3 protein-coding genes are annotated in these 2,836 nt (G+C 40.4%); all 3 read right to left on the reverse strand.

All coding sequences use genetic code 11. From position 1 onward, the window contains the following. Window positions 1-2: 2 nt before the first annotated feature. Complete coding sequence (locus tag DBR11_RS09575; RefSeq protein ID WP_108551990.1) at window positions 3-488, reverse strand: dihydrofolate reductase; 486 nt, start codon at window positions 486-488, stop codon at window positions 3-5. Then, window positions 485-1,279, reverse strand: coding sequence for a thymidylate synthase (locus DBR11_RS09580; protein WP_108551992.1), 795 nt, complete (start codon window positions 1,277-1,279; stop codon window positions 485-487). Before DBR11_RS09580 ends, DBR11_RS09575 begins: the two co-directional genes overlap by 4 nt. Window positions 1,280-1,572: 293 nt before the next feature. Next, window positions 1,573-1,971 carry a DoxX family membrane protein gene (locus DBR11_RS09585; RefSeq protein ID WP_108551994.1) on the reverse strand — a complete coding sequence of 133 codons (399 nt, stop codon included), beginning with the start codon at window positions 1,969-1,971 and terminating at the stop codon, window positions 1,573-1,575. Between the last annotated feature and the right edge of the window lie 865 nt (window positions 1,972-2,836).

Consider the following 2,836-nt stretch of genomic DNA (forward strand, 5'->3'; position numbering starts at 1 on the left):
CATTAACGGCGTATAAGTGTCGAAAATGTATATCCAATAGGGTTTTTCTCATCGGGCTGATGATGTTCAACTTCCGTTTCTAACCAGATGTCCGGATCAATCTCTGGAAAGAAGCTGTCGGCCTGAAAACTCCGGTGGACCCGGGTCAGGTAGATCTTATCTGTTAAAGGAAGCGAACTGGAATAGATCTGCGCACCACCAATCACATACACTTCATTCTCTGCCTGGCAAAGCGATAAAGCATCCTCCAAACTTTCTACCATTTCAACCCCTGGAATTTTCAGGTCTTTATTGCGGGTGATGATGATGTTCCGGCGGTTGGGCAAAGGTTTACCTACAGAATCATAGGTCTTGCGGCCCATAATTACGGTATGTCCGGTGGTGATGTCTTTAAAATGTTTCAGGTCTGCTGGAAGGTGCCATAACAACTGGTTGTCTTTTCCAATGGCATTATTTTCTGCGATGGCCACTACTGCGGATACGATCATACGGCAACGGCTCCTTTAATGTGTGGATGCGGATCGTAATTCTCCAGGCTGAAATCTTCATATTTAAAATCAAAGATGTCTTTTACTTCCGGGTTGATTTTCATCACCGGCAATGCTTTCGGAGCACGGCTCAATTGTAGTCTGGCCTGTTCAATATGATTGTTGTACAGGTGCGCATCTCCAAGGGTATGGATAAAATCACCGTACTGCAATCCGCATACCTGGGCCACCATCATAGTGAGCAGGGCGTAGGATGCTATATTAAAAGGCACTCCAAGAAAAATATCTGCACTTCTTTGGTACAGCTGACAGCTTAGTTTTCCATCGGCTACATAGAACTGGAAAAAAGCATGGCAAGGTGGTAAGGCCATGTTTTCGATTTCTGCTACGTTCCATGCCGATACAATGATTCTTCTGGAATCCGGATTGTTTTTAATAGTTTTAATAATGTTGCTGATCTGATCGATATGGCTGCCGTCAGGGGAAGGCCAGGAGCGCCATTGCGATCCGTAAACGGGGCCAAGGTCGCCGTTTTCATCTGCCCATTCATCCCAGATCTTTACACCATTATCTTTTAGATATTTGATATTGGTATCGCCGCTTAAAAACCAGATCAGTTCATGAATAATAGATTTTAAGTGTAATTTCTTCGTGGTTACCATCGGAAAGCCTTCCTGCAGGTTAAATCGCATCTGGTAACCAAAAACACTAATGGTACCTGTTCCGGTGCGGTCATGTTTTTGAGTGCCTTCATCCAGCACATGCTGCATTAAGTCTAAATATTGCTTCATCTTGTAAATTATAATAGGAACACCTCTATCGCAAAAGTACATAATAAAACCATCTTTATACCATCTGCATACCTTGTTCGCAAAAAAGTACTTTAGCCCATGTTTTTATGAGGTTTATTGCGAACAAGGTATGAGGATGTGTGAAGAAAGGTATGAAAAGGGAGGGGTGAAAATATGTTTTACTGAGCGCTCTGGACCTTTCGCGAAGAGCTTCAGGCCCTAAGGTTCGCTCAGTAAAACATATTTTCCTGGGTGCAGACCGGAGAGGGTGCATATTGTGTGTTCAATATAGCTTAGCCTAATTCTTTATTCTGATCGGAAGAAACCATTGGAAGGTATTTTTTCCAGTTGTCTGCAATGATCCAGAGGTTGATCACAAAAAGTACCAGCGCTATCGCGATGCCTGGTGTTGGCTCATATGTAATATTGTGTGCCAGAACACCTGTTGCAACTGGTAAAATAACCAATGCGCCCAGTGCCCGGTATTTAGGGATAATGAACAGAAGGCCTCCTATAATCTCTATGGTTCCAACGAGGGGCATTAGCCAGGATACGCGCATAAAAGCTTCCATTACTTTTAGGTGTGCATCGTCCATTTTTGGCACAGGGAGATAGTTTAAGAATTTATTAAGGCCTGCATTGATAAACATCAGTCCAAAAAGAAGGCAAATGATAAATTTTACTACTTTCATAATCAGGGGGTTTAAGATATTAAAAATAAGAAATTCTTTTCAAACCTGATTTTATTATAAAAAGCTTGAGTGGGAGGGGTGAAATATGTTTTCCTGGGCGCAGACCGGTATTGAGGATAGGGTACTTCTAATGTAGATGGTTTCTAATAAAAAGGGGCCAAGTCTCCGACTTGTACCCCTTATATTAAATTAACTTTCTCTTATCAAACTTCCATATTTTCTTTGATATAGTGGTATGCAGATGTTTAAATATTTTGGTTAAACAAAAATAAACCGAATTTTGAAAAGGTCAAGTAAGCAACTCATCGTTTAATATCTGATATGGACATCAAAGAACAAATCGAAAACTATATGACCGGCGAACCTCAACCAAAGCGCAGTGATATGCGAGGGTTGCACTACCTACCACGCTGCTGACTCTTTTTATTAAATCTTCCTTAGTTTTCTTTGGCTTAAGTTGATGCCAGGTTCAGTTTTATCTTGTATTGGTTCTATTATGCTTTACTGTGATTGCGGAATTTCAGTGTATTCATTGCGCCATGAGTGCGCGTTTTTTCTATAAAAAGGCGCACTCATGGCGCACTCACTGTGCACTCATGGCGCATTCATACAAAGCGAATATAGAGCCGTTTTTGGTTTTTGTCTTACCTTATTTTAGCTATACTGGTTATGGAATTATTTTGAAGGTTCAGGGTTATATTTCCGAATGTCTGGTGTTTCAAAATACCATAAATTGCATTCAAAGTTCTATTTTTCTGCTTAATTAACAAGTATATTTACAATTGAAAAAAGTCTAAATGACTATAAAACTAAACGATCAAATGAAGCTTGAACCCATACATAACGAAGAAATACAGACTTTAAG

This window comes from Pedobacter sp. HMWF019 (assembly GCF_003061025.1).
Classification (GTDB): domain Bacteria; phylum Bacteroidota; class Bacteroidia; order Sphingobacteriales; family Sphingobacteriaceae; genus Pedobacter.

Excerpts from the sequence above, each read along its gene's own strand:
- DBR11_RS09575 (WP_108551990.1), bottom strand. The coding sequence starts at position 488 with ATGATCGTATCCGCAGTAGTGGCCATCGCAGAAAATAATGCCATTGGA.
- DBR11_RS09580 (WP_108551992.1), bottom strand. The coding sequence starts at position 1,279 with ATGAAGCAATATTTAGACTTAATGCAGCATGTGCTGGATGAAGGCACT.
- DBR11_RS09585 (WP_108551994.1), bottom strand. The coding sequence starts at position 1,971 with ATGAAAGTAGTAAAATTTATCATTTGCCTTCTTTTTGGACTGATGTTT.